The sequence below is a fragment of the Streptomyces sp. DH24 genome (assembly GCF_029813775.1).
In the GTDB taxonomy this organism is placed as follows: Bacteria; Actinomycetota; Actinomycetes; order Streptomycetales; family Streptomycetaceae; genus Streptomyces.
The window spans coordinates 32,306-57,567 of record NZ_JARVKW010000015.1 but is presented as its reverse complement, the minus strand read 5'-3'; the positions used below and the strand labels follow the sequence as shown (position 1 = coordinate 57,567).

Annotated in this window: 23 protein-coding genes; 6 read left to right on the top strand and 17 right to left on the bottom strand. The window is 73.3% G+C overall.

Annotation, left to right across the window (positions count from 1 at the left end):
* Nucleotides 1–32: 32 nt before the first annotated feature.
* From QC282_RS14600 to QC282_RS14550, 12 genes are all read right to left on the bottom strand, one after another.
* Nucleotides 33–1,136, bottom strand: a complete 1,104-nt coding sequence (locus QC282_RS14600) for an aliphatic sulfonate ABC transporter substrate-binding protein (protein ID WP_279549773.1) — start codon at nucleotides 1,134–1,136, stop codon at nucleotides 33–35.
* Nucleotides 1,137–1,359: 223 nt separating this feature from the next.
* Nucleotides 1,360–2,694: a sulfate adenylyltransferase subunit 1 gene (locus QC282_RS14595; protein ID WP_279549772.1), complete on the bottom strand. Its 1,335-nt coding sequence runs from the start codon at nucleotides 2,692–2,694 to the stop codon at nucleotides 1,360–1,362.
* A 2-nt stretch (nucleotides 2,695–2,696) separates the two neighbouring features.
* Entirely contained in the window at nucleotides 2,697–3,641 is a 945-nt protein-coding gene (gene cysD / locus QC282_RS14590) for a sulfate adenylyltransferase subunit CysD (protein WP_279549771.1), read from the bottom strand.
* On the bottom strand, nucleotides 3,638–4,174 hold the full coding sequence (cysC, locus tag QC282_RS14585) for an adenylyl-sulfate kinase (RefSeq protein ID WP_279549770.1): 537 nt from the start codon (nucleotides 4,172–4,174) through the stop codon (nucleotides 3,638–3,640). The genes cysD and cysC overlap by 4 nt, the downstream gene beginning before the upstream one ends.
* An 86-nt stretch (nucleotides 4,175–4,260) precedes the next feature.
* Entirely contained in the window at nucleotides 4,261–4,971 is a 711-nt protein-coding gene (locus tag QC282_RS14580) for a phosphoadenylyl-sulfate reductase (RefSeq protein ID WP_279549769.1), read from the bottom strand.
* Nucleotides 4,968–5,150 carry a hypothetical protein gene (locus QC282_RS14575; RefSeq protein WP_279549768.1) on the bottom strand — a complete coding sequence of 61 codons (183 nt, stop codon included), beginning with the start codon at nucleotides 5,148–5,150 and terminating at the stop codon, nucleotides 4,968–4,970. Before QC282_RS14575 ends, QC282_RS14580 begins: the two co-directional genes overlap by 4 nt.
* Entirely contained in the window at nucleotides 5,147–6,844 is a 1,698-nt protein-coding gene (locus QC282_RS14570; protein ID WP_279549767.1) for a nitrite/sulfite reductase, read from the bottom strand. Before QC282_RS14570 ends, QC282_RS14575 begins: the two co-directional genes overlap by 4 nt.
* A gap of 152 nt (nucleotides 6,845–6,996) precedes the next feature.
* A complete protein-coding gene (locus QC282_RS32325; RefSeq protein ID WP_310591794.1) occupies nucleotides 6,997–7,080 on the bottom strand; it encodes a putative leader peptide in 84 nt (27 codons plus the stop codon).
* Nucleotides 7,081–7,207: 127 nt separating this feature from the next.
* Nucleotides 7,208–7,780: a GNAT family N-acetyltransferase gene (locus QC282_RS14565; RefSeq protein ID WP_279549766.1), complete on the bottom strand. Its 573-nt coding sequence runs from the start codon at nucleotides 7,778–7,780 to the stop codon at nucleotides 7,208–7,210.
* A gap of 175 nt (nucleotides 7,781–7,955) precedes the next feature.
* Nucleotides 7,956–9,347, bottom strand: a complete 1,392-nt coding sequence (locus QC282_RS14560) for a hypothetical protein (RefSeq protein ID WP_279549765.1) — start codon at nucleotides 9,345–9,347, stop codon at nucleotides 7,956–7,958.
* Nucleotides 9,348–9,834: 487 nt separating this feature from the next.
* Entirely contained in the window at nucleotides 9,835–11,157 is a 1,323-nt protein-coding gene (locus QC282_RS14555) for a GAF domain-containing protein (RefSeq protein ID WP_279549764.1), read from the bottom strand.
* Nucleotides 11,158–11,473: 316 nt separating this feature from the next.
* A complete protein-coding gene (locus QC282_RS14550; protein WP_279549763.1) occupies nucleotides 11,474–13,108 on the bottom strand; it encodes an acyl-CoA dehydrogenase family protein in 1,635 nt (544 codons plus the stop codon).
* 121 nt (nucleotides 13,109–13,229) lie between these two features.
* On the opposite strand from QC282_RS14550, the gene QC282_RS14545 reads away from it, so the two are divergent.
* Complete coding sequence (locus QC282_RS14545; RefSeq protein ID WP_279549762.1) at nucleotides 13,230–14,366, top strand: YihY/virulence factor BrkB family protein; 1,137 nt, start codon at nucleotides 13,230–13,232, stop codon at nucleotides 14,364–14,366.
* Nucleotides 14,367–14,483: 117 nt separating this feature from the next.
* Nucleotides 14,484–15,167 carry a helix-turn-helix domain-containing protein gene (locus QC282_RS14540; protein WP_279549761.1) on the top strand — a complete coding sequence of 228 codons (684 nt, stop codon included), beginning with the start codon at nucleotides 14,484–14,486 and terminating at the stop codon, nucleotides 15,165–15,167.
* Nucleotides 15,168–15,324: 157 nt separating this feature from the next.
* Here the strand turns inward: QC282_RS14540 and QC282_RS14535 are convergent, their stop codons facing one another.
* Nucleotides 15,325–15,744, bottom strand: coding sequence for a VOC family protein (locus QC282_RS14535; protein ID WP_279549760.1), 420 nt, complete (start codon nucleotides 15,742–15,744; stop codon nucleotides 15,325–15,327).
* A 238-nt stretch (nucleotides 15,745–15,982) separates the two neighbouring features.
* Nucleotides 15,983–16,606, bottom strand: coding sequence for a VOC family protein (locus tag QC282_RS14530; RefSeq protein WP_279549759.1), 624 nt, complete (start codon nucleotides 16,604–16,606; stop codon nucleotides 15,983–15,985).
* Nucleotides 16,607–16,751: 145 nt separating this feature from the next.
* Here QC282_RS14530 and QC282_RS14525 point away from each other — a divergent pair, with 145 nt between their 5' ends.
* Complete coding sequence (locus QC282_RS14525; protein WP_279549758.1) at nucleotides 16,752–17,396, top strand: ThuA domain-containing protein; 645 nt, start codon at nucleotides 16,752–16,754, stop codon at nucleotides 17,394–17,396.
* A 239-nt stretch (nucleotides 17,397–17,635) separates the two neighbouring features.
* Here the strand turns inward: QC282_RS14525 and QC282_RS14520 are convergent, their stop codons facing one another.
* Nucleotides 17,636–18,151, bottom strand: a complete 516-nt coding sequence (locus tag QC282_RS14520; RefSeq protein ID WP_279549757.1) for a DUF3515 family protein — start codon at nucleotides 18,149–18,151, stop codon at nucleotides 17,636–17,638.
* An 80-nt stretch (nucleotides 18,152–18,231) separates the two neighbouring features.
* Nucleotides 18,232–19,296: a LacI family DNA-binding transcriptional regulator gene (locus QC282_RS14515; protein WP_279549756.1), complete on the bottom strand. Its 1,065-nt coding sequence runs from the start codon at nucleotides 19,294–19,296 to the stop codon at nucleotides 18,232–18,234.
* 225 nt (nucleotides 19,297–19,521) lie between these two features.
* Between QC282_RS14515 and QC282_RS14510 the strand changes: the two genes are divergently transcribed.
* Nucleotides 19,522–21,102 (top strand): carboxylesterase/lipase family protein, encoded by a 1,581-nt coding sequence (locus QC282_RS14510; RefSeq protein ID WP_279549755.1) that lies wholly within the window; start codon nucleotides 19,522–19,524, stop codon nucleotides 21,100–21,102.
* Between the two features lie 369 nt (nucleotides 21,103–21,471).
* On the opposite strand, the gene mmuM is transcribed toward QC282_RS14510, so the two are convergent.
* A complete protein-coding gene (gene mmuM, locus QC282_RS14505) occupies nucleotides 21,472–22,410 on the bottom strand; it encodes a homocysteine S-methyltransferase (protein WP_279549754.1) in 939 nt (312 codons plus the stop codon).
* Between the two features lie 189 nt (nucleotides 22,411–22,599).
* On the opposite strand from mmuM, the gene QC282_RS14500 reads away from it, so the two are divergent.
* Both QC282_RS14500 and QC282_RS14495 read left to right on the top strand, forming a co-directional pair.
* On the top strand, nucleotides 22,600–23,691 hold the full coding sequence (locus QC282_RS14500; RefSeq protein WP_279549753.1) for a glycoside hydrolase family 43 protein: 1,092 nt from the start codon (nucleotides 22,600–22,602) through the stop codon (nucleotides 23,689–23,691).
* A gap of 1 nt (nucleotide 23,692) precedes the next feature.
* Complete coding sequence (locus tag QC282_RS14495) at nucleotides 23,693–25,102, top strand: RICIN domain-containing protein (RefSeq protein ID WP_279549752.1); 1,410 nt, start codon at nucleotides 23,693–23,695, stop codon at nucleotides 25,100–25,102.
* Nucleotides 25,103–25,262 lie beyond the last annotated feature (160 nt).

Below are 25,262 nucleotides of genomic sequence, written 5' to 3'. Positions count from 1 at the left end.
GTCACCTCCTGGGAACTCTTCGGGATCCGGGCTTACTTCGCGCCGAGACCGGCGTCGTCGACCTTGCCCCTGCCCTCGGCCGCGAGGATCTTGTTGAGGAGGGTGAGGTCGTAGATGCCCGTCAGATCGGGCTTCTCCAGCAGGCCCGCCTTGACGGCGTGGTCCGCCTCGGCGCCGAGGGTGGCGGCCAGCGGGTCGTCGGTGAACGCGATCGACTGCCACGCCGGGTCCAGGACCTCGGCCGGCAGCGCCTTGCCCGAGTCGATCTCCAGCTGCTTGTTCGCGGCCGTCTTCGCCTCGTCCGGGTTGGCGTTGATCCACTGGTTGGTCTCGACGGAGGCCTTCAGCACGGCCTCGACCGCCTTCGGGTGCTCCTTGAGGAACTTCTGCGACACGATGATGTTCGTGATCACGAACTTCTTCCCGGGCCACAGCGTCGCCTCGTCGAGGAGGACCTTTCCGCCCTCGGCGACCAGCTTCGACGCGGTCGGCTCCGGCACCCACGCGCCGTCGACCGAACCGGCCTTGTAGGCGTCCGGGGTGACCTTGTTGTCGCTGCGGACGACCGTGACGTCGCCCTTGCCGCTCTGCGCGTCGACCTTCCAGCCCTGCTCGGCGACCCAGTTGAGGAACGCCACGTCCTGCGTGTTGCCGAGCTGCGGCGTCGCGATCCGCTTGCCCTTGACGTCCTTCAGCGACTTGATCTTCTCGGGGTTCACCACGAGCTTCACCCCGCCGGACGCGGAACCGCCGACGATCCGCAGGTTCTTGCCGCCGGACTTGGTGTAGCCGTTGATCGCCGGGGAGGGGCCGATCCAGCCGATGTCGATGGAGCCCGAGTTGAGCGCCTCGATCTCGGAGGGGCCGGCGTTGAACGTGGCGTACTTCGCCTCGGTGGCGCCCAGCGCCTTCTGGAAGAAGCCCTTCTGGCGTCCGACGAGCGCGGTGCCGTGGGTCAGGTTCCCGAAGTACCCGATCCGCACGGAGTCGAGACCGTCGATCTTCTTGGCCCCGGCGGCGACCTTCACGGAGTCGTCGTCCTTGGCCTGGGAGCCGTACCCGCAGGCGGCGAGCGTGAGCAGGGGCAGTGCGGCGATCACCGCGAGGGTACGGCGGACGGCTTGGCTGGCAGGCACGGGAGGTGTTCCTCTCGTTGGCCCGGCGGTCACGGTCTCTCAGGTCGTGGCCGGGAGGTCGGCAGGTCGGTGTCTACGGCGGTGGGGGGTGAGGGCGCGCGAGCGGTGCGCGTACGTCAACGCGCACATCGGGCCACTCCGCCCTGCCCGCTGCCGAGAGCACCGCTGCCGACGCGGCCGCCCTCCTTCGCGAACATCGAGTAGAAGTCGGAGGAGTTCATGCTCAGAAGTCCCACCCGTCGTCGCCGGCCTCGTCCTTGACGGGCTCCGGCGAGGCGAACGACTCGCCGACCATGCCGGCGGTGAGGGTGGTGCCGTCGTTCGGGTCGATCAGGATGAACGAGCCGGTGCGCCGCGAGTCGGCGTAGGAGTCGACGGGCAGCGGCTCGGCGGTGCGGACCTTCACGCGGCCGATGTCGTTGGCGGCGAGCTGTCCCGGGTGCGGGTGCAGGGACAGGTCGTCCAGGGTGAGCCGGGACGGGATGTCCTTGACGATCGCCTTGACCGTGCGGGTGCCGTGCTTGAGCAGTACGCGGTGGCCGACGGTGAGCGGGGCGTCGGCGACGTGGCAGACGGTCGCCTCGATGTCCTGCGTGGTCGGCGGCGCGTCCTTGCTGGGCACGATGAGGTCGCCGCGCGAGACGTCGATGTCGTCCTCCAGCAGGAGGGTCACCGACTGCGGCGTCCACGCCACGTCGACGGACTCGCCCAGCAGGTCGATGCCGGCGACCCGGGTGGCCCGGCCGGACGGCAGGACCGTCACGGACTCGCCGACCCGGAAGGTGCCGGCGGCGATCTGGCCCGCGTAGCCGCGGTAGTCGGGGTGCTCGGCGGTCTGCGGCCGGATCACGTACTGCACCGGCATCCGGGCGTGGCAGTGCGTCAGGTCGTGCGCGGCCGGGACCGTCTCCAGGTGCTCCAGCACGGTCGGGCCCGCGTACCAGTCCATGTGCGACGACGGGTCCACGACGTTGTCGCCGACCAGCGCCGAGATGGGGATCGCGGTGACGTCCGGGATGCCCAGCTCGGTGGCGTACGCGGTGAACTCCTCGGCGATCGCCGCGAACACCGGCTCCCGGTAGCCGGCCAGGTCCATCTTGTTGACGGCGAGGACGACGTGCGGGACGCGCAGCAGCGCGGCGATGGCCGCGTGCCGGCGGGTCTGCTCCACGACGCCGTTGCGGGCGTCGACCAGGATCACCGTCAGCTCGGCGGTGGAGGCGCCGGTGACCATGTTCCGGGTGTACTGCACGTGGCCCGGGGTGTCGGCGAGGATGAACCGGCGGCGCGGCGTCGCGAAGTAGCGGTAGGCGACGTCGATGGTGATGCCCTGCTCGCGTTCGGCGCGCAGGCCGTCGGTGAGCAGCGCGAGGTCGGGGGTGTCCTGGCCGCGGCCGGCCGAGGCGCGCTCGACGGCCTCCAGCTGGTCCACCAGGACCGACTTGGAGTCGTGCAGCAGCCGGCCCACCAGGGTGGACTTGCCGTCGTCGACGGAGCCGGCGGTGGCGAACCGCAGCAGGGTGGTGGCCGAGAGCTCCTCGGTCGTGGTCGTGCTCATGGTTAGAAGTACCCCTCGCGCTTGCGGTCTTCCATCGCGGCCTCGGAGAGCTTGTCGTCGGCGCGGGTGGCGCCGCGTTCGGTGAGCCGGGAGGCGGCGATTTCCGTGATCACCTTCTCGATGGTGTCGGCGTCGGAGTCGACGGCGCCGGTGCAGGACATGTCGCCGACGGTGCGGTAGCGGACCTGCCGCTTCTCCACCGTCTCGGTGTCCTTCGGGCCGCCCCACTCGCCGGCCGTCAGCCACATGCCGTCCCGCCGGAAGACCTCGCGCTCGTGCGCGTAGTAGATCTCGGGCAGTTCGATGTTCTCGCGGGCGATGTACTGCCACACGTCCAGCTCGGTCCAGTTGGACAGCGGGAAGACGCGGACGTGCTCGCCGGGCGCGTGGCGGCCGTTGTACAGGTTCCACAGTTCGGGGCGCTGGCGGCGCGGGTTCCACTGGGAGAACTCGTCGCGCAGCGAGAACACCCGCTCCTTGGCGCGGGCCTTCTCCTCGTCGCGGCGTCCGCCGCCGAACACCGCGTCGAACCGCTCGGCCTGGATCTTCTCCGTCAGCGGCAGCGTCTGCAGCGGGTTGCGGGTGCCGTCCGGGCGCTCCTTGAGGACGCCGCGGTCGATGTAGTCCTGCACCGAGGCGACGTGCAGCCGCAGCCCGTGCCGGGCCACGGTTCGGTCGCGGTAGTCGATGACCTCGGGGAAGTTGTGCCCGGTGTCGACGTGCAGCAGCGCGAACGGCACCGGCGCCGGCGTGAACGCCTTCAGCGCCAGGTGCAGCATGACGATGGAGTCCTTGCCGCCGGAGAACAGGATCACCGGCTTCTCGAACTCGCCCGCGACCTCGCGGAAGATGTGCACCGCCTCGGACTCCAGCGCGTCCAGGTGCGACAGGGCATACGGGCTGTCGGTGCCCTCGCCCTCCTTGACCGTTGCGACGGTCGTCGTCATGCCAGTCCCCTTTCGCTGAGCAGGGCGTACACCGCCGCGGCGGACTCCTGGACGGTCTGGTTCTGCGACTCGATGCGCAGATCGGGCGACTCGGGCTCCTCGTACGGGTCGTCGACGCCGGTGAGCCCCGTCAGCTCGCCCGCGGCCTGCTTGGCGTACAGGCCCTTCACGTCGCGCTCGCTGCACACCTCGACCGGCGTGGCCACGTGCACCTCCAGGTAGCCGGTGCCGTTCGCCTGGTGGCGCTTGCGGACCGCCTCGCGGCTGTCGGCGTAGGGCGCGATCACCGGGACCAGCACCGTGACGCCGTTGCGGGCGAGCAGTTCGGCGACGAAGCCGATGCGCTGCACGTTGGTGTGCCGGTCCTCGCGGCTGAAGCCGAGGCCCGCCGAGATGAACTCGCGGATCTCGTCGCCGTCGAGCACCTCGACGCGGTGGCCCTCCTCGCGCAGCCGGCCGGCCAGCTCGTACGCGATGGTGGTCTTGCCGGCGCTCGGCAGACCCGTGAGCCAGACGGTGGCTCCGGTCGTCACGTATGTCTCCTGGGTCGCAGTGTTCGCATGGTTGACAGAGGTCACAGCCGCGGCTGCGGATGCCGTGTGAGCGGGCTCGGTGGTCGTCATCCGTGCAGCCCGCACTCGGTCTTGGCGCGGCCCGCCCAGCGGCCGGCGCGCGCGTCCTCGCCCTCCAGCACCCGGCGGGTGCAGGGGGCGCAGCCGACGGAGGCGTAGCCGTCCGTCAGCAGCGGGTTGGTGAGCACGCCGTGCTCGGCGACGTAGGCGTCCACGTCGTCCTGCGTCCAGCGGGCGATGGGGGAGATCTTGACCTTCTGCCGCTTGTCGTCCCAGCCGACGACCGGGGTGTTCGCCCGGGTCTCGGACTCGTCGCGGCGCAGTCCGGTCGCCCAGGCGAGGTAGCCCTTCAGGCCCTCCTCAAGGGGCCGCACCTTGCGCAGCTTGCAGCACAGGTCGGGGTCGCGGTCGTGCAGCTTCGGGCCGTACTGCGCGTCCTGCTCGGCGACCGTCTGGCGCGGGGTCAGGGTGATGACGTTGACGTCCATCACGGCGTCCACCGCGTCCCGGGTGCCGATGGTCTCCTCGAAGTGGTAGCCGGTGTCGAGGAACACCACGTCGACGCCGGGCATCGCGCGGGAGGCGAGGTGGGCGACCACCGCGTCCTCCATCGACGAGGTCACGCAGAACCGCTTGCCGAACGTCTCGGCCGCCCACCGGAGGATCTCCAGGGCGGAGGCGTCCTCCAGGTCCCGGCCCGCCTGCTCGGCCAGCGCCTTGAGGTCCTCGGTCGTGCGTTCTTCCTGAATCGCCGTCATATCCGCTGTGCCCCTCCCGAGTCGGGTCGCTGAAGTCCCCGGGCCAGCAGCCCGAGGAACTTCAACTGGAAGGCTCGATTGCACGCCGCGCATTCCCAGGCGCCGTGGCCCTGCTCGCCCGGACGCAGGTCCTCGTCGCCGCAGTAGGGGCAGTAGAAGGGCGCCGCACGCTCGCTCATGACAGCGACTCCTCACTGGCCCGCGCGGCCCAGACGGCGAACCGCTCGCCCTCCTCGCGCTCCGCCCGGAACCGCGTGAGGACACGCTCGATGTAGTCCGGCAGGCCCTCGGCGGTGACCTTCAGACCGCGCACCTTGCGGCCGAAGCCGGCTTCGAGGCCGAGCGCGCCGCCCAGGTGCACCTGGTAGCCCTCGACCTGCTCGCCCCGGTCGTCGACGACCAACTGGCCCTTGAGACCGATGTCCGCCACCTGGATACGGGCGCAGGCGTTCGGGCAGCCGTTGAGGTTGATGGTGATCGGCTCGTCGAAGTCCGGGATGCGGCGCTCCAGTTCGTCGATGAGCGAGGCGCCGCGCGCCTTGGTCTCGACGATGGCGAGCTTGCAGTACTCGATGCCGGTGCAGGCCATCGTGCCGCGCCGGAACGGGGACGGCCGGGCGGTGAGGTCCAGCGCCTCCAGGGCCTCGACCAGCGACTCGACCTGCGGCTCCTCGACGTCGAGGATGATCATCTTCTGCTCGACGGTGGTCCGCACCCGACCCGAGCCGTGCGCCTCGGCGAGGTCGGCGATCTTCGTCAGGGTGGTGCCGTCGACGCGGCCGACGCGCGGGGCGAAGCCGACGTAGTAGCGGCCGTCCCGCTGGCGGTGCACGCCGACGTGGTCGCGCCAGCGCTCCACGGGCTGCGCGGGCGCCGGTCCGTCCGTCAGCCTGCGCTTGAGGTACTCGTCCTCCAGCACCTGGCGGAACTTCTCCGGACCCCAGTCGGCGACCAGGAACTTCAGCCGGGCGCGGGTGCGCAGCCGCCGGTAGCCGTAGTCGCGGAAGATGGCGACGACGCCCTCGTGGACGTCCGGGACCTCGTCCAGCGGGACCCAGGCGCCGAGCCGGACGCCGATCTTGGGGTTGGTGGACAGGCCGCCGCCGACCCACACGTCGAAGCCGGGGCCGTGCTCGGGGTGGACGACGCCGACGAACGCGACGTCGTTGATCTCGTGCGCCACGTCCAGCAGCGGCGAGCCGGAGATCGCCGTCTTGAACTTGCGCGGCAGGTTCGAGTAGGCCGGGTTGCCGATGACCCGGCGGTGGATCTCCTCGATCGCCGGGGTGCCGTCGACGATCTCGTCCTCGGCGATGCCGGCCACCGGGGAGCCGATGATCACGCGAGGCGTGTCGCCGCAGGCCTCGGTGGTGGACAGGCCGACGGCCTCCAGGCGGTTCCAGATCTCCGGCACGTCCTCGATCCGGATCCAGTGGTACTGGACGTTCTGCCGGTCGGTGATGTCGGCGGTGCCGCGCGCGAACTCCTGCGAGATCTCGCCGATCACGCGGAGCTGCTGGGTGGTGAGCCGGCCGCCGTCGATCCGGACGCGCAGCATGAAGTACTTGTCGTCCAGCTCCTCCGGCTCCAGCACGGCGGTCTTGCCGCCGTCGATGCCGGGCTTGCGCTGGGTGTAGAGCCCCCACCAGCGCATACGGCCGCGCAGGTCGTTGGGGTCGATCGAGTCGAAGCCGCGCTTGGAGTAGATCGTCTCAATGCGTGTCCGCACATTGAGACCGTCGTCGTCCTTCTTGAACTGCTCGTTGCCGTTGAGCGGGGTGAAGTGCCCCGCGGCCCACTGACCCTCACCGCGGTGACGGCTCACCTTGCGGCGGGGAGTCGCGGCGGCAGGGTTCTGCGGGGTGGCGGCCATGGTTGATACGTCCTTCGGGACAGGCGTGGGAATCGGCTCTGACCTGCGCATACGGGCGCATGGGCATACGTGCGCGTCATTGCGCGGGGAGGAGTCAAGAAGGGGGTGTCGGCGCTGCTGGAACCCGTGGCCTCAGGGCCGGGGGCGGTGCGTCAGCGCGCCGGACAGATGGCGCTGGACATGCGGCCGAGGTCGACGTGCCGCCGACTCACCAAGGCAATTCCAGTTCCGGACATGACGGAAGCGTGTCACGGCGATCTGGACACAGTCCAGCTTCGTCCAATATGCGGACACCCTTGTCTCGAAGTGAGAGACAAGGGTGTCGTTGGTCACACGCCGTGCGAGCGGTCTTGTCCGCCCAGGTCACACCGGGTAGGCGCCCGGCCAAGGACCGGGAGTGGGACCGTCCGCTTCCTCCTCGACCTTGGTGTCGAACAGCTTGAAGCCGCGGCGCACGTAGTTCACCATCGCGTGCTCACCGTCCTTGCTGCACGTGTGCAGCCACACCCGCTTCGTCGGCGCCAGACCCGGCCAGCGGTCCGCCAGGTCCCAGGCGCGCGCGGTGCCGTACGACAGCAGGTGCCCGCCGATGCGGCGGCCCCGGAAGGCGGGGATCAGACCGAAGTAGACGATCTCCACGACGCCGTCGTCCTGCGCCTCCAGCTCCACGTACCCGGCGGGCGTGCCGCGGTCGTAGGCCACCCACGTCTCCACGCCGGGCCGGTCCAGGTGCTCCTGCCACCGCCCGTACGTCCACCCCAGCCGGTCGATCCAGCGGATGTCGCCGCCGACCGACGCGTAGAGGAAGCGGCTGAACTCGGGGGAGGGCACCTCGGCGCGCACGACGCGCACGTCGCCCTCGGGCGCGGCGGCCGGCAGGAGGTCGCCGGGGGCGGTCTGCTCCAGGGACCAGGTGGTCACGGCGATGTTGGTCATGCCGGCCAGGGAATCATCCCGCTCCGGAATCTGTCGATCCGGAACAGTCGGGGCGCGGCCCGGGATGTGGGGCGCGGCCCGGGATGTGGGGGCGCGGCACAGGCCGTGTCCGCGACGTGCCGCCTGCCGCGCTACGCCCGGGCCGTGTCCCCGCGGTGGCGTCGCGCGGCAGGCGTCACCTCGCGGGCGCGGCCTCGTCCCCTGTCCCGGTGAGGGAGGCCAGCGGGACCGCGAACAGGGTGCGGGACGACTGGGACCAGACCTCGCCCGTGGTCGTCCAGTGGGACAGGGACGCGGCCGGGCCGCTCCAGCAGCGGTGGGTGCGGTCGGTGCCGCAGCGGGCCGGGCGGGCGCCGTCGGTGTCCTGGCGCCACAGCGCGCCGTGCCCGTCGCCGGCGGGGCGGCCCAGGTACCAGGCGGCGCGGTGCGCGAACACGCCCTGGACGCCGGTCACCCCGCTCTCGTACGCCTCACCGGCCGTCACGTGCCCGGCCGCGTCGGTGTCCAGCAGGCCGGCGCGGGCCGGGTCGCCGCTGAACGGGTAGCGCCACAGCCGGGTGCGGCCGTCGCCGTCGGAGGGGACCCAGTCGCCCAACGCCAGGCTGTCCGGGGCCGTGCTGCGGTCCAGGGAGACGCTGTCGGGCCGCGGGGCGCCGTCGCCGCCGGACAGCCGGTAGGACGCGACCGGCGTCAGCACGTACCGGCAACCGTACGCGGACGGATCGTCGCCGAGCAGGCCCGCGGCGTCGGAGCCGTCGGTGGCGCGCCGGATGCGGTCCACGTCGTACACGTAGAGCGCGGTGCGGTCCGCGCGGCCCGCGGTGACGAGCAGCTTGTCCTGGTACCAGACCATCCCGGACACCGACGACTCCAGCCCTCGCAGGTCGCGTCCGTCGGGGGCGGGGGCGGCGAGGAGCACCCAGGTGTAGGCGAGGCGCTCGGGGTCGTCGGCGTCGACGAAGGCGACCCGGGCGAGGCCGTCGCCCGCCGAGGTGCCCCGGGCGGGGTCCCGCCCCTCGGGCGCCTGACGGCTCCAGGCCGACAGGATCACGCGGTGGTCGCCCCAGTGGCCGTCGTCGTCGGCGTCCCCCGAGGTGGTGACCGCGCCCGGCCGCCAGCCCGCCGTGTCGGCGTCGTCCCAGCAGTAGGCGCGGGTGGCCGCGGGGGACACGGGCAGGGCAGCCCGCTCCCGGCTCGTGCAGCGGGCCCGGTCGCGCAGGGTGCGGTCGGCGTCGGCGAGGACGGCGCCCACGCCGACGGCGCGGCCGAGCGCGGAGGCGAGCCGCTCGGACCGGGCCGTCACCGGTCGTTCCGTCAGCCTCAGCTTGCCGGTCTCGGCCGCCGAGGTGAGCGGCTTGAGGGCGCCGGGGGCGTCAGTGGTCCTGGTCGGTGAGGGAGCGGGGCCGCCGGCGGTCGCGGCCCGTGAGGCGCGGGGACCCTCGGCGACCGTGGCCTGTGAAGCGCTGATCATGGTCGCCGCGGCCGTCAGCGCGAGCGCGGCACCCGCCAGGGCGCCGCGCAGCGCCCGGCCGCGCCTGCGTCGGCGGTGTCTGCCGCGTTGCTTCATGCCGTCCTCCCGAGCCGGGCCAACTGCGCCGGGTGATCCATGGGTTGATCGAGGAGCAGGTGGTGTGACCCGAAGACGGATGCTACGGCAGACGGGGTGGGTCGGGGGCGAAGACCCTGCAAATATGCGGCAGACATGAGAGTTGTCCCCTGTGGGGGAGGGGTGTCGTCGTGCCGGGGCGAGGGGCGAGGGGCGAGGGGCGAGGGGCGAGGGGCGAGGGGCGAGTGGCGAGGGGCGAGGGGCGAGTGGCGAGTGGCGCGGGGTGCGGGGTGCGGGGTGCGGTGCGGTGCGGGGCGGGGCGGGACGCCGGTCCGGCCCACTCCGGCGCGTGGGGCACGGCGTGTCCGGTACGGCGTATTCGGTACGGCGTATGCGGTACGACGTATCCGGTACGGGGGCGACCGTCTTCCGGATCCCGTCGATCGCATACAGCGCACGCCGACCGAACCGTCGGGCGTCGGACGCCGGGCGCCTCCCGTCCGGCGGCTCAGGCCAGGCCTCCCGTCCGGCGGCTCGGGTCGGTGCCCCCGGGTCCCCGTGCCCGGCGCCGGTCCACCGCCGGTGCCGTCGAGTGCGGCAGCAGGTCGGACGGGTCGTCCGGGAAGAGGATCTCGACCTCCGCCTCGTCGCAGAAACGATACGGCCGGTGTTCCAGGAACCCCCCGAGATACCGCCTGACCCGCGACATCTCGGCCCGCACCGTCACCGTCCGGCCCGCGTCGCCGAACATGTCCTCGGCGAGCCCCGACGCGCTGCGCCCCGCCGGATGCACCGCCAGCAGGAACAGCAACTCGGCGTGCCGGGGACTCAGTTCGTGACTGAAGGACCCCGCGCTGCCGACCACCTCCAGCGACCAGCGGCGCGGCCGGCGCAGGTCCAGCACGATCCGGGTGACCCCGTGCCGCACCGGCTGGTCCTCGACCCGCACGAGCCAGCCCCCGGCCATCGGCTCCACCGAGCACAGCCCCAGCGCCGGCAGCCACCGCGGGCCCGCCGTCAGCGACTTGGGCAGCGCGATCCGGTCCGTGTACGGCGTCCCGGTCACCGCCGCCGTCCAGCCGTCCCGGTCCACGACCAGCGCACGCCCCGCGATCCGGGCCAGCACCGGCGCCGCCACCGCCCGCAGCCGCTCCAGTGACCGCAGGTGCAGTTCGCGCAGCCGCGCCTCGGCGAGCTTGGCCACCGAGTCGACCCAGGCGAGCGTGGCCGGATGCATCGTGTCCAGCGGCCCGCTCACGTCGACCACGCCGAGCAGCCGGCCGTCCCGCGGGTCCGTGATGGGCGCGCCGGCGCAGGTCCAGCCGGTCTGCGAGCGGGAGAAGTGCTCGGAGGCGAACACCTGGACCGGACGCCGGGTCACCGCGACGGTGCCCACGCCGTTGGTGCCGACGACGCTCTCCCGCCAGTCCGCGCCCACCTCGAAGCCGATTCCGTCGGCCTTGCGCAGCACCGGCGCGCTGCCCTCCCGCCACAGCACCCGGCCGTCCGCGTCGGCCACCACCATGATGTGCCGGGTGACGTCCGCGATCGACACCAGGCCCTCGCGCAGCACGGGCAGCACATGGCGCAGTTCCGACACCTCGCGCCGGCGCCGCACCTCGTCCACGCTCAGCGGCGTGGCTCTGGACTCGCGCTCCGGATCGAGGCCGCCCCGCAGCATCCGGTCCCACGACTGCCCGATCACCGGGCGCGGCGGGAAAGGGGTCGGCTGACCGGAGAGCGCCGCGGAGCGGATCTCGCTGAGTACCCGAGCCGCGCGCGTCGCATCGACGACGGCGAGCCGGGTCACGTCCATCGGCGAGAGCGCCACTGGTCCTCCCGGAAGTAGAGCGAAGGAAGAACGGGGAAGGAAAAAGGGGAGGCCGAGCCTCTCCTGACTGCTCGTCTCATAGTGCCGTCCGGCGCGGACGGAGGGGTCCAGTCCGCTCATAGCGACCACCAAGTTGCAACCCCCCGCAACCCTGGTGGGACACGCGTACGGTGATTGAAACTTGAGCGACGTCGCCCCGAGCGACGCGCGTGGCCCGACAGGGCCAGTGCGGCGGGGGTGGTGCCGTGTCGGCGCAGCACCACCCCCGTGTCGCGCCCGCACGGCGGACCGGGCCGTGTCGCAGGAAGGCCCCGGGCTAGCTCTCCGGCCGGGCCCGCTCCACCACGGACGCCAGGTCCAGGGTGTGCGGCAGCGTCCCGAAGGCCGCCCCACCGTCGCCGCCCAGCCGCGCCGCGCAGAACGCGTCGGCGACCTCCGGCGGCGCGAACCGCACGAGCAGCGAGCCCTGTAGCACCAGCGCGAGCCGCTCCGCGAGCCGCCGCGCCCGCGCCTCGACACCCTCCAGATCGGCGAGTTCGGTCAGCAGGTCCTTGATCGCCCGGTCCAGGCGGTGGTCCGCGCCGCGCGCCAGACCCACCTCCCGCAGATACGCGTCGAGGACCGCGGGCTCCCGGCCGAGCGCCCGCAGCACGTCCAGCGCCTGCACATTGCCCGCGCCCTCCCAGATCGAGTTGAGCGGTGACTCCCGCACCAGCCTCGGCAGCCCCGACTCCTCGACGTAACCGTTGCCGCCCAGGCACTCGGCCGCCTCGACCGCGACCGGCGCGCAGCGCTTCGTCACCCAGTACTTCGCGGCAGGCAGCGCCAGCCGCAGGAACGCCCGCTCCTGCTCGCCGCCGTCGTCGTACGCGGCGGCCAGCCGCAGCGCCAGCGTCGTGGCCGCCTCCGACTCCAGCGCGAGGTCGGCGAGCACATTGCGCATCAGCGGCTTGTCGACGAGCTTCCCGCCGAACGCCTCCCGGTACGTGCAGTGGTGCACCGCCTGCGCGACGGCCTGCCGCATCAGACCCGCCGAGCCCAGCACGCAGTCCAGCCGGGTCGCCGCCACCATCCCGATGATGGTGCGCACCCCGCGCCCCTCCTCGCCGACCCGGCGCGCCCAGGTGCCGTCGAACTCGACCTCCGCAGAGGCGTTCGACCGGTTGCCCAGCTTGTCCTTCAGCCGCTGGATGAGGAACACGTTGCGCGAGCCGTCCTCCAGCACGCGCGGCACCAGGAAGCACGTCGGCCCGCCCGGCGCCCGCGCCAGCACCAGGAACGCGTCCGACATCGGCGCCGAGCAGAACCACTTGTGCCCCGTCAGCTCGTACGTGCCGTCCTCGGCGAGCGGCCGGGCCGCCGTCGTGCCCGCACGGACGTCGCTGCCGCCCTGCTTCTCCGTCATGCCCATCCCGAAAAGGGCACCCGACTTCTGCCGGGCCGGCCGCAGCTCCCGCTCGTAGATCGTGGACGTCAGCCGCGGCTCCCACTCCGCGGCGAGCGCCGGGTCCGCGCGCAGCGCGGGCACCGCCGCGTGCGTCATCGACAGCGGACAGCCGCTGCCCGCCTCGGCCTGCGTCCACACCACGAACCCGGCCGCGCGCCGCACATGCCCGCCCGGGCGTGTCCACGCCGAGGTCAGACCCGCCGACACGCCCTTGCCGAGCAGCCGGTGCCACGCCGGATGGAAGTCGACCTCGTCGACGCGGTTCCCGTAGCGGTCGTGGGTGCGCAGCACGGGCGGGTTGTCGTTGGCCTGCGTCGCCCACTCCTGCAGCTGGGCCGACCCCGCCGACCGCCCCAGCGCCGACAACTCGCCGCGCGCCTCGTCCAGGAGCGCCGGGTCCAGGTGCCGTTCGACCGCTGCCGCCAGGGCCCGGTCGGCGGTGAAGACGTCGTGCCCGACCAGCGGCGGAGCCTGATTGGTCACGCTGTGGGTGCTGCCTGACATGTCTGCGAACCTACCCCTCGGCACGGCAAAGGTCACCAGAGTGACACGACGGGCGGGCCGGGGCGGACGGCACCGGGCCCGGTGGATGAGCCGGGCCCTGCGCGGCGGATACCTTTAGTGCGTGCAGTCAGCAAGTGAAACCCCCGACGAGCCCTCCGGCCGACTCCACCGCGCCCGCGCGCTCTACCGGAACGTCTCCAAACGCAGGACGGCCTGGCTGCTGCTGAAGGACACCGTCAACTCCTGCATCGAGTACCGCATCCTGGGCCTGGCGGCCGAGGCCGCGTTCTTCACGCTGCTGTCCGTGCCGCCCCTGCTGCTGAGCATGATCGGACTGCTCGGCTACGTCGACGCCTGGACCGGCGCGGACACCATCCAGAGCCTCCAGGAGAACATCCTCGACGCCGCCCGCACCGTGCTGTCCGACCGGGGCGTCGAACAGATCGCGGAGCCGATCCTGCACGACGTGATGAAGGGCGGCCGGCCCGACATCATCTCCATCGGCTTCCTGTTCGCCCTGTGGTCCGGCTCGCGGGCCGTGAACGTCTTCATCGACACGATCACCGTCATGTACGGCCTCGACGGCGTCCGCGGCATCGTCAAGACCCGCCTGCTGGCCTTCCTGCTGTTCGTCGTGGCGCTGCTGATCGGCTCCGTCGCGCTGCCGCTGATGGTCGCCGGGCCCGACGCGGTCGTCCGGATCGTGCCCTGGTCGACGACCGTCGTGCAGGTCCTGTACTGGCCCGTGGTGATCCTGCTGTCGATCGCCTTCCTGACGACGCTGTACCACGTGTCCGTGCCGGTGCGCTCCCCGTGGATCGAGGACGTGCCCGGCGCGCTCGTCGCCCTCGGCATGTGGGTGCTCGGCAGCTTCCTGCTGCGCATCTACCTCACCAGCACCGTCGAGGGCCCCACCATCTACGGCTCGCTCGCCGCGCCCGTCGCCGTGCTGCTGTGGATCGGCGTGTCCGCGTTCGCCGTGCTCGTCGGGGCCGCCGTCAACGCCGCGATCGACCGGGTGTGGCCGGCCGCCGCCACCGCGGCCGCCCGCGAGGCGAACGAGCGGCTGCGGCAGGCGCAGGTCGCCGAGTACGTGGCGCGGACGGCGGCCAGCGGCGGGTCCGACCCGGACATGCCGTCCGAGTTCCCCGAGCGCTGGTCCCGCTTCCTGCCGCCCGAGGACGTCACCGCCCGGCTGCGCGCCCACGCCAAGAGCGCCCCGCGCCACGGGGACACGCCCCCGCACGACGAGAAGTGACACCGGGCGGCCGGGGTGGCCCGCCCGGCCCGGGTGCCCGCGGGAGTGGGGCACGGCCGGCCGGGGTGACGCCCCGGCGCGGGTACCGGCCGGGTGGGGCGGCGTAGCCTGGCTCGCGTGTATGAGGAGCGCGCGGCCCGGCTGACCGGTGCGGTCGTGTGGACCAACGTCCCGACCGGGCCGGGGCGTGTCCTGCCCGACGGCTGCATGGACCTGCTGTGGAGCGAGGGCACCCTGCTGGTCGCCGGCCCCGACACCCGCGCCCACGTCACCGACGGCCCGCCCACCGCCTGGGCCGGCGTCCGCTTCTTCCCCGGCACCGCGCCCGCCCTCCTCGGCGTGCCCGCCCACGAACTGCGCGACCGGCGCGTGCCGCTCGCCGACCTGTGGCCGGCGCCCCTCGTACGACGCCTGACCGCCCGCGTCAACGCCGCCGCCGACCCCGCGACCGGCCTGGAGGACCTCGCGCTGCGCCGGGCCGCCGAGACCGGGGCCGACGCCCCCGACCCCCTGCTGCGGCACCTCGTCACCGCCCTCGACGCGGGCCGCCCCGTGGGCGCGGTCGCCGGCGAACTCGGCCTCACCGCACGCCGGCTGCACCGCCGCTCGCTGACCGCCTTCGGCTACGGCCCCAAGACGCTGGCCCGCGTGCTGCGCCTGCAACGGGCCCTCGCGATGGCCCGCACCGGCATGCCCCTCGCGGCGACGGCCGCCCGCGCCGGATTCGCCGACCAGGCCCATCTGACGCGGGACGTCCGCGAGTTGACGGGGCTCACGCCGCGCGGGCTACTGGGCCGGTAGGGGCTGTCGTCACATTCCCGTCGTCGCCCGAAGGGCGGCCTCGCCGCGTCGGGTGCGTGCTCTCGGCGTGCCGGGCGTAGCCCCTCGTACTGGACGTACTCGGTCGTACTGGACGTACTCGGTCTGTGCCCGGCGCGGCGAGAGTGCGTGCAGGGCGTCACGAGGCAGGCGGGAATGTGACGACAGGCTCCAGCGGCGCGAACAGGTCCACACCGTTGCCGTCGGGGTCCAGCACCACGGCGTACCGCTGCCCCCACACGGCGTCCCACGGCTTGAGCTCCCCGTGACAGCCCGCGCCCACCAGCTCCTCGTACCACGCGTCCACCTCGCCCGGACCGTCGCACCGCAGGGCGAGCGAGGCCCGGCCGCCGCCGGACGGCGGTCGCCAGGCGGGGTGGAAGGACCGCACGGTCTCCTCGGTGTCCAGCAACAGCCGCAGCCCGCCGGGCAGTACGGCCTCGGCGTGCGGCAGTTCCTCGGCGCCCTCCGGGAAGGCGAACCCGAGCCGGCGGTAGAAGGCGACGGAAGCGGCCATGTCGGAGACGACCAGGCCCACGGCATCGAATCGTGCACTCATGCGGTCACCGTAGGCGGCGCCGCCCCGGCCGGTCTTGAAGGAATCGGACGTCGCCCGGCGCCGCGGGACGTCAGCCGTCCGGAGCGGGCCGCACCGCGAGCACCACGAGCACCGTAAGCACCGCCAGCACCGCGATGCCGTCGCTGTCCGCGCCCGGGCCGGTCAGGAGCTCGCCGCAGAACACGTTCAGCGGCTCGCGCGCCAGGCCGGCGGACGGGTGACGCGCCGGGCGTCTCGGTCAGCCGAGGGTCACCGGGCCGCGGGGCGTTTCCAGGGTGACGGCGAGACCGGCCGGGCCGGTGCTCAGCGGCAGGTCGACGCCGAGTGCGGACAGCAGGGGGCGGACGCGGTCCGGGTCGGGCGCGCTCGCCGACAGGGACCGCAGCGGTGTGACGGGCAGCCCGGTCGCCGGGTGGGCCGAGGTGCCCCAGTCGATGAGGAACGGCACCAGACCCGAGGGATGCGTGCCGTCCGTCAGCCGCCAGCGGAGCAGCGTGCCGTCCGGCCGGCGGCGGCTCATCGGCCGCACCTCGCCCGGATCGTGCCCCCGGGCCCGTGCCGCCGCGACCGCCGCGTCCAGATCCGGTGGACGAATCGCCCACGCCAGCGTCCGCGGCGCGGTCAGTCCGGCCGGCCAGAGGGGACGGGAACCCGGCGGCGCGGCCTGCTCCGGGTCCGGGCCGACGATCTCCAGATAGCTGTCGCCGCCCAGGCCGACCAGGTGGTTGCGGGTGCCCAGCCCGACGTGCGCACCGCCCGGCGCGGGCGTGACCCCCGTACGGCGGGCGAAGTCGGCGACCGTCGCCGCCAGGTCCGGGGTCGCGAGGACGAGATGGTCGAGCAGTGCGGGAATCACCTTCACGGCCTCCGTCGCTGCCGGCGCCTTCCTGGCCGCCGAGGCTACGCACCCCCGCCGGTGACCGTGGCGCACTTCCCCGGGCCCGCCGAAAATTTCGCCATGATCGACTCCCTGGGCGCCGCCGCGTCACCGGCATAGGCTCGGCGGCATGGCGCCCCGACTCCTCGTCTACACCCGGACCACCGACTACCGGCACGACTCCATCCCGGCCGCCGTCGCCGCCCTGCGCACCCTCGGCGACTTCGACGTCACCGCCACCGAGGACCCCGCGGCCCTCGAAGCGCCCCTGGACGCCTTCGCCGCCGTCGTGTTCCTCTCCACCAGCGGCGAGGTGCTGACCCCGCCCGGCCGCGACCGGCTCACCGCGTACGTCGACGCCGGCGGCGGTTTCGTCGGTGTGCACGCCGCGGCCTGCACCGAGTACGACTGGCCCCACTACGGCGAGCTGCTCGGCGCCCGCTTCGACCGCCACCCCGCCCTCCAGCCCGGCAAGGCCGTGGTCGAGGACCGGGACCACCCGGCGACCCGGCACCTGCCGGCCGTGTGGCACTTCACCGACGAGTGGTACGACTTCCGCACCAACCCGCGCCCGGCGGTGCGCGTCCTCGTCAGCGCCGACGAGACGTCGTACGAGGGCGGCGGCATGGGCGAGGACCATCCCCTCGCCTGGTGCCGGGAGCAGGGCCGGGGCCGCGTCTTCTACACGGCCCTGGGCCACACCTCCGAGGCGTACCGGGATCCCGACTTCCGCTCCCACCTGCTGGGCGGCATCACCTGGGCGGCACGCCGCTAGGCCGGGTCCGCGAAGTGGCGCCTGCCGCGCGTCGCCCGGCCCGGGCGGCAGGCGGTACGCGCGGCGGGGGCGTCACTTCGCCCACGCGGCCCGGGGTGTGGCGGCGACTGCGCGGCGCGGCTCCGGGGCGCGTGGACGGGACCGGGCGACGTCGTTCCGGGGCGTGGCCGGGGCCGCAGCGACATGGTTCCGGGGCGTGGCCGGGACCGAGCGCGGCGCGCCTTCGGGGCCGGCCGCGGCTACAGGGCGTCCTGCAGGCCGATGCACTGCCGCTGCTGCGGGATCCAGTCGACGGTGCGGTTCAGCTCGGTCAGGATGCCGCCCACCTCCGAGCGCGACCCCGTGTACGTGAACTCGACGGCGGGGGAGCGGCCGTACGTCCTCAGGACGCTCACGCCGTCCTCCTTCAGGCGCGTCTCGTCCAGGACCCAGTCGACGCCGTCGACCGTGACGCACAGATTGACGTTCGGGGGGAGTTCCTCCGCGCCGCAGCGCAGCACCGCCGCCCGGCCGCCCCAGGAGGCGACGGCGTCCCCGATCGCCCAGTCGCGCGACATGCCCGGGATGTCGTCGGGGACGCGCGAGAGGACTTTCTCGCACTTCGGGTCGCCGGCGTGCGGGGCGGCGGAGATCCGGTGACTGTCGACGACCAGCAGACCGACGACCACCGCGGCCACGACGACCGCGAGGGCGATCCACGCGCCGAGGCCGGGCTTCTTGCGCCACCTGCTCGCTGGAGGGCTTGCGGCCTGCATGTTCCGATCCTCTGTCGAGGGAGTGCGTGCCGCCCGTCGCCGGCTGCCGTCTCCGGCCGGCCGACCGGGCGACCGCCAGCCTAGCTCCGCCCGCGCGGCGGCCGGTCAGCAGGTGGGGCCGTGCTCGCCCGCTCCACCAGCCGGGTCGACAGTTCCGTGCGGGTGCCCTCCGGCCGGTTGCCGTCCATCATGCGGACCAGCAGCCGCAACGCCGTGGCCGCCATCTCCGCCAGCGGCTGCCGCACCGTGGTCAGGGCGGGACTCACCCAGCGGGCCTCGGGCAGGTCGTCGAAACCGACCACGCTCACGTCGTCCGGCACCCGCAGCCCCCGCTCGGCCAGCGCCTCGTACACCCCGAGCGCCATCCGGTCCGAGCAGGCGAACACCGCCGTCGGCGGCTCCGGCAGATCGAGGAGCTCCAGCATCCGGCGCCGCGCCACGGACTCTTCGAACCCGGCGTGCCGGACGTACTCCGCGCGGTGCCGCACACCCGCCGCGGTGAGCGCCGAGCGGTAACCGGCGACCCGTGCGCCGCTGCACATCTTGCGCCGGTGCCCGGCGAGCACGGCGATCCGCTCGTGCCCCAGCGCCAGCAGATGCTCCGTCGCGGTCACCCCGCCCTGCCAGTTCGCCGCGCCCACCGACACCACGCCCGCCGGCGGCTCCGCGACCGGGTCGATCATCACGAACGGGATGCGGTGCTGCTCCAGCCACGCGTACTGCGACTCGCTCAGCTCGGCCAGATTGAACAGCGCCCCGGACGACCCGCGCGCCACCAGCTTGTCCAGCCAGCCCCGCTCCGGGCGTCCGCCCCGCGTCCGGGCCAGGCCCGCCGAGACGACCACCTCCAGACCCGCGTCGTGGGCCGCCTCCTCCACACCATGCAGCACGGCGCCCGACCAGGAGCTCTCCAGCGAGTGCACCACGAGATCGACGAGCCGGGGCGCCTTGGCCATGTCGAACCGGGGCCGGCGCACGTAGCCGAGCCGCTCCAGCGCCTCCGCGACCCGGCGGCGGGTCTCGGGAGCGACGTCCTCCCGGCCGTTGACCACCTTGGACGCGGTGGGCACGGACACGCCCGCCTCGCGGGCCACGACCGCGAGGGTCGGCCCCGCAGCCGTGCTCGCACTCCCGGTACGGACCATCGGGAAGCCACCTCTCCGGCCCGCCCGAGGGCCTGGGAAAGTTTCGACCAGCGCAGTGGCCGCTCGGCTGTGCCGCGATCGCGGACCGAGCGGTAGAAAGCGCTTCCTACTGTAGGTGTGCGGCAACGCGGCGGGAAGAGAGGGGAAGGCACCGGGATCGACGGGGGCGCGGCGGGTAAAACTTTCGAAACCACGACGAGCGCGGGCGAGGGAGCTGGTGGGCGGATGACGGCGGACCGGACGGACCCCGTGGTGAGGACCCCGTACGGGGCGGTGCGCGGCCGGTACGAACAGGGCACCGCCGTCTTCCGCGGCATCCCGTACGCGGCACCCCCCTTCGGCCCCCGCCGGTTCCGGCCGCCCGTGCCGCCCGAGCTCTGGGACGGCGTCCGCGACGCCGGCGCCTTCGGCCCGACGGCACCCAAGCCGCCGTACTCGGAGGCCTTCGCGCAGTACCTCTCCGACCCCGTCCTGCCGGGCGACGACTGCCTCAACCTCAACGTCTGGACCCCCGGCCCCGACCCCGCCGCCCGGCTCCCCGTCATGGTCTGGCTGCACGGCGGCGCCCTGACCCGCGGCTCGTCCGCCGTCCCGGTGTACGACGGACGCGCCTTCGCCCGCGACGGCGTCGTCTGCGTCTCGCTCAACCACCGCCTCGGCGTGGAGGGCTACGGCCTCTTCCCGGACGCTCCCGCCAACGCCGGGCTGCGCGACCAGATCGCCGCCCTCACCTGGGTGCGCGAGGCGATCGGCGCCTTCGGCGGCGACCCCGACCGGATCACCCTGTTCGGCCAGTCCGCCGGAGCCATCAGTATCGGCGCCCTGCTCGCCGCGCCGCAGACCCGGGGCCTGGTGCGGCGGGCCGTCCTGCAGAGCGGCGCCCCCGAGGCCGCCGAACGCGACAAGGTACGGCGCGTGGTGCGCCGCATGGCGGCCCGGCTGAAGGTGCCCGCCACCGCCGAGGCGTTCGCAGCCGTCGACCGCGACCTGCTGCTGCGCACCCAGGCCGAGGTCGGCAGGCTCAGCAGCCCCGTCCTCGGCGGGCCCGCCTTCGGCATCGTCGTCGACGGCGACGTCGTGCCGCGCGACCCGCTGGAGGCGCTCACCGAGGGCGGCGCGGCCCGTGGCGTCGACCTGCTCATGGGCTGGACCCGGGACGAGTACCGGCTGTGGCTGGTGCCCGGCGGGCTGCTCGAACGCGTCGACCGGCTCGGCTCGTTCGCCCTGGCCGGTGCCCGTGCCCGCTGCCGCTGCGGTCCCGATGTGCCGCGCGCCTACCGTGACCTGAACCCCGACGCAGGCGCCGCCGAGATCGTCGGCCAGATGGTCACCGACCACCTGCTGCGCGTCCCGCTGCACCGCCTGGCCGACGGGCGCCGGGAGGCGTCGTACGTCTACGAGTTCGCCTGGCCCTCCGGCCGGCCCGGCCTCGGCGCCTGCCACGCCCTGGAGCTCGGCTTCGTGTTCGAGACGGGCGCGACGCCCGAGTCGGCCCGGCTGGCGGGCGAGGACCCGCCGCGGGAACTGGCCGAGGCCATGCACGCGGCCTGGGTCCGCTTCGCCACGGACGGCGACCCGGGTTGGGACCGCTGGGACAGTACGCACCCTGTACGGATGTTCGGCGACGGTATACCGCATACGGTCTTCGGTCCACGGGATCGCGAATACGCCGTGTGGACGGCCGACAGCATCCTGCGGCAGGCGGCCCCCGCCCAGACCCGAGGCGAGGACACCGAGGGCCGGGCCGCCGAACTCCGCTCGGTGATAGGCCGGTTGCGGCGCTCCGGCGCACTGCGACGCCCCTGACGCCGACCTGGCGCCGAGGCGGCCGACCCGGGCGGCCTGGCCCGACCCGGCTGCCTCGACTGACTCGTACCGACCCGGCCGCCCCGACTCAGGCGCCCCGACCCGGGCGACCCGCCCCGGCCGCCCGGCCCGCCCCGGCCGCCCGGCCCGACCCGGCCGCCCCGGGCGACTCGACCCGCCCCGGCTGCCCCGACTGACCCGACCCCACCCGGGGAACCCGACACGGCCGACCCGGCCCGACCCGGGGCGACTCGCCCCGGCCGCCCCCAATGACCCGGCGCGGCCGACGCGGCCGACCCGCCCTGACCGGCCCGCCCTGACCGACCGGCCGCCCCTGCGCGCCGACAGCCGCCGCCCGCCCCGTACCGCCTACCGGCCCCGCGCCTCTCGTGCCCCCGCCAGCACCTGGGCGATCCCCGCGATCGCCTCCGGCCCCACCCGGCAGCAGCCGCCGATCAGGCGGGCGCCGGCGGCGTGCCAGGTCCTGACCTGATCGGGCGTGAAGGTGGTGCGGCCGGTCCAGGAGCGGGCGGTGGCGTCCCAGGACTCGCCGCTGTTGGGGTAGGCCACGACCGGCTTGCCGGTGACGCGGGCCGCCGTCTCGATCGCCGTCCGCGCGTCCCCGGGCGCGCAGCAGTTGACGCCGACCGCGATCACCTCGTCCGCGTCGGCGGCCAGGCCGAAGGCCTCCTCCAGCGGCTGCCCGGCGCGGGTGCGGTCCCCGTCGACCGTGTACGACAGCCAGGCCGGCACCCCCGCCCCGCGCACCGCCCGCAGCAGCGCCTCGGCCTCGTCCGCGTCGGGCACCGTCTCCAGGGCGAGGACGTCGGGACCTGCGGCGGCCAGCGTCTCGACGCGCGGGCGGTGGAAGCGCTCCAGCTCATCGACGGTCAGGCCGTACCGGCCCCGGTACTCGGAGCCGTCCGCGAGCATCGCCCCGTAGGGGCCGACCGAGGCCGCCACCCACAAGGGGCGCGTGGCGCCGCCGGCCCGGGCCCGGCGGGCCGCCTCGCGGGCCGACCCGACGCTGAGGGCGAGGAGTTCGGTGGTGCGGGCGCGGTCGATGCCGCGGTGCGCGAAACCTTCGTACGTGGCCTGGTAGCTGGCGGTGATCGCCACGTCCGCGCCCGCCTCGAAGTAGGCGAGGTGCGCCTCGGTGATCGCCTCGGGCCGGTCGGCGAGCAGCCGCGCCGACCAGAGCTCGTCGCCGAGGTCGTGCCCGGCCGACTCGAGCTGGTTGGACATCCCGCCGTCGAGGACGACCGTCCAGGCGGTGAGGGCTTCGAGGAGGGTGGGCGTGCCGGTCATGCGACGACGGTAGTCGACGGGCCACCGCCGGGCGGCGGCCCGCCACGGCCTCCGCACGGGTACCTCGGCACACCCCGTTGACCTCCCCCCGCCTCGGCCGTACCTTTTCGGCGTTCGGAATGACAGATGTTGTTCGAAATCACGGACATTCTGAACGAGCCCGCACGCCCCCACCGAGAGGCAGGCCGCATGAGCCGCGCGCACGATCTGCCCGAAGTCCCCAGCCGCAGACTGCTGCTGAAGGGTGCCGCAGCCGCCGGCGCCCTGGCCGCGGTCCCCGGAGTCGCCCGGGCGGCCACCCCGTCCCCGAAAGCAGCGCCGTACGTGAACCCGCTCGTCCTGAACCGCGCCGACCCGCACATCCACCGTCACACCGACGGCTTCTACTACTACACGGCGACCGCCCCCGAGTACGACCGCATCGTCCTGCGCCGCTCCCGGACCCTGAACGGCCTCGCGACCGCCGGGGAGTCCGTGATCTGGCGCAAGCACGCCACGGGCGCCATGGGCGCGCACATCTGGGCGCCGGAGATCCACCGCATCGACGGCAAGTGGTACATCTACTTCGCCGCCGCGCCCGCCGAGGACGTCTGGGCCATCCGCATCTGGGTGCTGGAGAACTCCAATGCCAACCCGTTCCAGGGCCGTTGGGTGGAGAAGGGCCAGCTGAAGACGGCCTGGGAGACCTTCTCCCTCGACGCCACCACCTTCACCCACCGCGGCACCCGCTACCTCGCCTGGGCCCAGCACGAGCCCGGCATGGACAACAACACCGCCCTGTGGCTGTCGAGAATGGCGAACCCCTGGACCCTGACGGGCCCCCAGGTGCGGTTGTCGACGCCGGAATACGACTGGGAGTGCATCGGCTACAAGGTCAACGAGGGCGCCTCGGTGATCGCCCGCAACGGCCGCCTCTTCATGTCGTATTCGGCGAGCGCCACCGACGCCAACTACTGCCTCGGCCTGCTCACCGCCGACGCCGACAGCGACATCATGAACCCCGCCAACTGGTCCAAGTCGCCCACCCCGGTCTTCACCAGCAACGACACGACCAAGCAGTACGGCCCCGGCCACAACTGCTTCACGGTCGCCGAGGACGGCCGCACCGACGTCCTCGTCTACCACGCCCGCCAGTACAAGGAGATCGACGGCGACCCGCTGCACGACCCGAACCGCCACACCCGCGTCCAGACGCTCGGCTGGAAACCCGACGGCACCCCGGACTTCGGCATACCCGTCGCCGACACGGCGCCCGCCGCCGCGGCGAGGGAGGGCGCGTGACATGAGGCGCGTCCACGCGGTCCTGCTCGCCCTGTGCCTCGCCCTGTCCGGCGCCCTCGCCGGTGCGGGCCAGGCGCAGGCGGCGCCGCAGACGGTCACCAACGGTACGCAGTTCACGGACACCTCGGGTCGTCCCGTCCACGCGCACGGCGGCGGCCTGCTCAAGGTCGGCGCGTACTACTACTGGTTCGGCGAGCACCGCAACGCCGACAACACCTTCCGGTACGTCGACGCCTACCGCTCCACCGACCTCAAGAACTGGGAGTTCCGCAACCACGTCCTCACCCAGTCCAGCGCGCCCGAGCTGGCCACCGCCAACATCGAGCGCCCGAAGGTGATGTACAACGCGGCCACCGGCAAGTTCGTCATGTGGATGCACAAGGAGAACGGCGCCGACTACAGCGAGGCCCGCGCCGCCGTCGCCGTCTCCGACACCGTCGACGGGAACTACGCCTACCGCGGCAGCTTCCGGCCGCTCGGGCAGCACATGTCGCGCGACATCACGGTGTTCACCGACACCGACGGCGCCGGCTACATGGTGTCCGCCGCCCGCGAGAACTACGACCTGCACATCTACCGGCTGACCGCCGACTACACCGGCGTCGCGAGCCTGGTGGCCAACCCCTGGCCGGGCGGGCACCGCGAGGCGCCCGCCCTCTTCAAGCGCGACGGCGTGTACTTCATGCTGACGTCGGGCGCCACCGGCTGGAACCCCAACCAGCAGCAGTACGCCACGGCGACCTCGCTCGCCGGCCCCTGGTCGGCGATGAGGAACGTCGGCGACTCCACGGCCTACGGATCGCAGACCGCATACGTTCTACCGGTGCAGGGATCCACGGGCACGTCGTACCTCTACGTCGGCGACCGCTGGGGCAACTCCTTCGGAGGCACCGTCAACGACTCCCGCTACGTATGGCTGCCGCTGACGTTCCCCAGCTCCACCACGCTGTCCATGTCCTGGTATCCGGAGGTCACCGTCGACACGGCCGCCGGAACCGTCGGCGGCACGAGCGCCACGTACCAGACGCTGATCGCCCGGCACAGCGGCCGGTGCGCCGACGTCACGAGCCAGTCGCTGTGGCAGGGCGCCCAGATCAAGCAGTACGACTGCAACGGCGGCGGGAACCAGAGGTACTGGTTCAAGTCCGTCGGCGACGGCCACCACCAGCTGATGGTGCGCAACAGCTCCCTGTGCGTGCAGGAGAACGCGACCACCGTCACGCAGGAGAACTGCACCGCCTCGGCCGCCCAGCAGTGGTCCGTGACGAGCACCGGCGGCTATGTGACCGTCCGGTCCCGTGCGACCGGCGAGTGCCTGGACGTGTCCGGCGGATCCACCGCCAACTCCGCGCCTCTGATCACGCACACCTGCAACGGAGGCACCAACCAGCTGTGGACCCGCGGCGGCTGACGCCCCACCGGGTCACACGTCCGGCCGGTGCCCGTCCGACGGGCACCGGCCGGTGTGCTGTCGCCGGTCGATCGCATTCCCTTGCGAAAGAGCTTTCACGACCGGCCATGCTCCGCGGCGCGAAAAGTGCGTTCCGGCCTCTAGAAAGCGCTTACCCCAA

Coding starts and splice junctions, on each gene's coding strand:
- QC282_RS14550 (WP_279549763.1), bottom strand. CDS start 13,108: ATGTCAGGCAGCACCCACAGCGTGACCAATCAGGCTCCGCCGCTGGTC.
- QC282_RS14525 (WP_279549758.1), top strand. CDS start 16,752: ATGGCGCCCCGACTCCTCGTCTACACCCGGACCACCGACTACCGGCAC.
- QC282_RS14575 (WP_279549768.1), bottom strand. CDS start 5,150: ATGAGCGAGCGTGCGGCGCCCTTCTACTGCCCCTACTGCGGCGACGAG.
- QC282_RS14535 (WP_279549760.1), bottom strand. CDS start 15,744: ATGAGTGCACGATTCGATGCCGTGGGCCTGGTCGTCTCCGACATGGCC.
- QC282_RS14570 (WP_279549767.1), bottom strand. CDS start 6,844: ATGGCCGCCACCCCGCAGAACCCTGCCGCCGCGACTCCCCGCCGCAAG.
- QC282_RS14565 (WP_279549766.1), bottom strand. CDS start 7,780: ATGACCAACATCGCCGTGACCACCTGGTCCCTGGAGCAGACCGCCCCC.
- QC282_RS14495 (WP_279549752.1), top strand. CDS start 23,693: ATGAGGCGCGTCCACGCGGTCCTGCTCGCCCTGTGCCTCGCCCTGTCC.
- QC282_RS14520 (WP_279549757.1), bottom strand. CDS start 18,151: ATGCAGGCCGCAAGCCCTCCAGCGAGCAGGTGGCGCAAGAAGCCCGGC.
- QC282_RS14515 (WP_279549756.1), bottom strand. CDS start 19,296: ATGGTCCGTACCGGGAGTGCGAGCACGGCTGCGGGGCCGACCCTCGCG.
- mmuM (WP_279549754.1), bottom strand. CDS start 22,410: ATGACCGGCACGCCCACCCTCCTCGAAGCCCTCACCGCCTGGACGGTC.
- QC282_RS14580 (WP_279549769.1), bottom strand. CDS start 4,971: ATGACGGCGATTCAGGAAGAACGCACGACCGAGGACCTCAAGGCGCTG.
- QC282_RS14595 (WP_279549772.1), bottom strand. CDS start 2,694: ATGAGCACGACCACGACCGAGGAGCTCTCGGCCACCACCCTGCTGCGG.
- QC282_RS32325 (WP_310591794.1), bottom strand. CDS start 7,080: ATGTCCGGAACTGGAATTGCCTTGGTGAGTCGGCGGCACGTCGACCTC.
- cysD (WP_279549771.1), bottom strand. CDS start 3,641: ATGACGACGACCGTCGCAACGGTCAAGGAGGGCGAGGGCACCGACAGC.
- QC282_RS14500 (WP_279549753.1), top strand. CDS start 22,600: ATGAGCCGCGCGCACGATCTGCCCGAAGTCCCCAGCCGCAGACTGCTG.
- QC282_RS14560 (WP_279549765.1), bottom strand. CDS start 9,347: ATGAAGCAACGCGGCAGACACCGCCGACGCAGGCGCGGCCGGGCGCTG.
- QC282_RS14510 (WP_279549755.1), top strand. CDS start 19,522: ATGACGGCGGACCGGACGGACCCCGTGGTGAGGACCCCGTACGGGGCG.